Source organism: Halomonas sp. BM-2019 (assembly GCF_017584085.1).
Genome location: NZ_CP071922.1, coordinates 134113 through 137239, shown reverse-complemented (window position 1 = coordinate 137239; position 3127 = coordinate 134113). Strand labels below are relative to the sequence as shown.

Here is a 3127-nt window from a genome sequence, read left to right as displayed (position 1 = left end):
TTAGCCGGCTTATAGCTCAGCCGGCGTCCGGCTGCGCGCCCGGGGCCGCTCGTTGGAAGGCGGGCAGCGTCCGGCAGTTGGCGACGATGCGCCGGATCCGCGGGTAGGCCGAGAGGTCGCAGGCGAAGCGTTCGGCGTTGAACACCTGGGGCACCAGGCAGAGGTCCGCCAGGGTGGGGGTGTCGCCGTGGCAGAAGTCGCCGCTGCCAGCCTCCCGGGAGAGCATCGTCTCCAGGGCGTCGAAGCCGCCGGTCACCCAGTGGCGGTACCAACCCAGCTTGGCCTCCTCGTCCAGCTTCAGCTCGTGGACCAGGTACTTGAGCACCCGCAGATTGTTGAGCGGGTGGATCTCGCAGGCCACCAGTTGGGCCAGGGCCCGCACCCGGGCACGCTCCGCCGGCGCCTCGGGCAGCAGGGCCGGCCTGGGGTGGAGTTCGTCCAGATACTCGCAGATCGCCAGGGACTGGGTGAGCACCAGGCCGTCGTCCGTCACCAGGCTCGGCACCAGCCCCTGGGGATGGCGCGCCAGGTTGGCATCGCCGCGCTGCTCGCCCTTGACCAGGTTGACCGGGACCTGGTCATAGGCCAGGCCCTTGAGGTTCAAGGCGATGCGCACCCGGTAGGCGGCCGAGGAGCGGAAGTAGCCGTAGAGCGTGGTCATGGGGCCCTCCTTACTTGGTTTGATACTTCAGGGCTGGTACTTCGCCACCTGCTGGTCGATGGCGCCGAAGATGCTCTTGCCCTCGCGGTCGAACATCTCGATGCGCACCCGGTCGCCGAAGCGCAGGAAGGGGGTCTTTACCTGGCCGTGGAGGATCTGCTCCACCATGCGCACCTCGGCCAGGCAGCTGTAGCCCACGCCGCCCTCGCTGATCGGCTTGCCGGGGCCGCCGTCGGCGTCCGGGTTGGAGACGGTGCCGGAGCCGACGATGGCGCCGGCGCCGAGATACCGGGTCCTGGCCGCATGGGCGATGAGCTCGGGGAAGCCGAAGACCATGTCGGGGCCCGCCTCGGGCTCGCCGAACTTCTCGCCGTTGAGGTGCACGGTGAGCGGCAGGTGGACCCTGCCCTCCTGCCAGGCGTCGCCCAGCTCGTCCGGGGTTACGGCGATGGGCGAGAAGCTCGAGGCGGGCTTGGCCTGGAAGAAGCCGAAGCCCTTGGCCAGCTCGCCGGGGATCAGGCCGCGCAGGCTGACGTCGTTGACCAGCATCACCAGCTTGATGTGGCCGGTCGCCTGCTCGGGGGTGACCGCCATGGGCACGTCGTCGGTGATCACGGCGATCTCGCCCTCGAAGTCGATGCCGTGCTCCTCGCTGATCGCCTCGATGTCATCACAGGGGGCGAGGAACTTGTCGCCGCCGCCCTGGTACATCAGCGGGTCGGTCCAGAAGGTCTCGGGCATCTCGGCGTTGCGCGCCTGGCGCACCAGCTTGACGTGGTTGAGGTAGGCGGAGCCGTCGGCCCAGTGGTAGGTGCGCGGGAGCGGCGAATGCAGTGCGCTCTGGTCGAGGGCGAAGGCGCCTTCGGCGCGGCCCTCGTTGAGCTCGGCGTAGCGCGCCTCGAGCCTGGGGCTCAGCGCGTCCCAGCTTTCAATGGCCTGCTGCAGGGTGGGGGCGATATCGGCGGCGGAGACGGCGCGGGAGAGGTCGCGGGAGACGATGATCAGTTCGCCGTCGCGGCCGTGCTCTTGCGTATCCAGTTTAAGGGTGGCGAGTTTCATGGGGGGTTAATCCTTGTCGTCGAGGCAAGTGCGGTTGTGGTGGGAGGCCGATTCATCGGGCGATGGCGCCGTGAGGCGCCTGGGGGGCGGCTGTATCGGTTGCCGCTTAACCCTTTCGCGCGCTAAAGCGCCCTCCCACGCGGTGGTGCTTATGCCTTGGTGGGGTCGAAGTGCGAGCGCAGGGTCGACCAGACGTCCACGTAGTCGCGCTGGCGATACTCCGCCTCCAGCGCCGCCTCGGTGGGGTGGTAGACGTAGCGGCTCTCGAACATGAAGGCCAGGGTATCGCCCTGATGCTGCGGCTTGAGCTCGGCGTTGCTGGCCTTCTCGAAGGTCTCGGCATCCGGGCCGTGGGGCGACATGCAGTTGTGCAGGCTGGCGCCACCCGGCAGGAAGCCCTCCGCCTTGGCGTCGTACTCGCCGTGGACCAGGCCCATGAACTCGCTCATCAGGTTGCGGTGGAACCAGGGCGGGCGGAAGGTGTTCTCGGCCACCATCCAGCGCGGCGGGAAGATCACGAAGTCCAGGTTAGCCATCCCCGGGGTGTCGGAGGCGGAGGTCAGCACGGTGAAGATCGATGGGTCGGGGTGGTCGAAGCTCACCGTGTTGATGGTGTTGAAGTGGGCCAGGTCGTACTTGTAGGGCGCGTAGTTGCCGTGCCAGGCCACCACGTCCAGGGGCGAGTGGCCAAGGCGCGTCTCCCAGAAGCGGCCGGAGAACTTGGCCACCAGCGAGAAGTCGCCCTCGAGGTCTTCAAAGGCGGCCACCGGGCTCTGGAAGTCACGCGGGTTGGCCAGGCCGTTGGCACCGATGGGGCCGAGGCCGGGCAGTTCCATCGGGCTGCCATGGTTCTCGCAGAGATAGCCGCGCGCGGCTTCGACGCCGGCGGCGCGGCGCACCTGAAACTTGACGCCGCGGGGGATCACCGCGATCTCGCCGTTGCCCACCTCGATCTCGCCGAACTCGGTGCGCAGCCGCAGCGCGCCCAGCTGGGGAACAAACAGCAGCTCGCCGTCGGCGTTGTAGAAGAAGCGCTCGGTCATGTCCCGGTTGAAGGCGTAGACATGCACGCCCACGCCGGTCTGGGCGCCGGCATCGCCGTTGACGGCGATGGTCAGCAAGCCGTCGACGAAGTCGGTGGGCTCAGAGGGCAGCGGGGCCGGATCCCAGCGCATCTGGTTGGGATCGGCGGCGGGCTTGCTGGGCGGCGAGGTGTGAACCCGGCGGTTCTCCAGCGGCCGGTAGGCACTCTGCACCACCGAGGGGCGGATGCGGTAGAGCCAGCTTCTCAGGTTCTGGTGGCGCGGCGCCGTGAAGGCCGAGCCGGTCAGCTGTTCGGCATAGAGGCCGTAGGCACACTTCTGAGGGGAGTTCTGCCCCTCGGGCAGGGCCCCGGGCAGGGCCTCG

Annotated in this window: 3 protein-coding genes; all 3 read right to left on the bottom strand. The window is 68.5% G+C overall.

Translation table 11 applies throughout. From position 1 onward, the window contains the following. Positions 1 to 16: 16 nt before the first annotated feature. The gene (gene maiA / locus J5F18_RS00725) at positions 17 to 661 is read right to left on the bottom strand and encodes a maleylacetoacetate isomerase (RefSeq protein WP_346300461.1); all 645 of its coding nucleotides are present in this window, start codon (positions 659 to 661) and stop codon (positions 17 to 19) included. A 27-nt stretch (positions 662 to 688) separates the two neighbouring features. After that, positions 689 to 1720 carry a fumarylacetoacetate hydrolase family protein gene (locus tag J5F18_RS00720; RefSeq protein WP_346300460.1) on the bottom strand — a complete coding sequence of 344 codons (1032 nt, stop codon included), beginning with the start codon at positions 1718 to 1720 and terminating at the stop codon, positions 689 to 691. A 149-nt stretch (positions 1721 to 1869) separates the two neighbouring features. Further along, positions 1870 to 3127, bottom strand: a 1258-nt coding sequence (gene hmgA, locus J5F18_RS00715) for a homogentisate 1,2-dioxygenase (RefSeq protein ID WP_346300459.1), incomplete at its 5' end; no start/stop codon positions are given.

Excerpts from the sequence above, each read along its gene's own strand:
- maiA (WP_346300461.1), bottom strand. The coding sequence starts at position 661 with ATGACCACGCTCTACGGCTACTTCCGCTCCTCGGCCGCCTACCGGGTG.
- J5F18_RS00720 (WP_346300460.1), bottom strand. The coding sequence starts at position 1,720 with ATGAAACTCGCCACCCTTAAACTGGATACGCAAGAGCACGGCCGCGAC.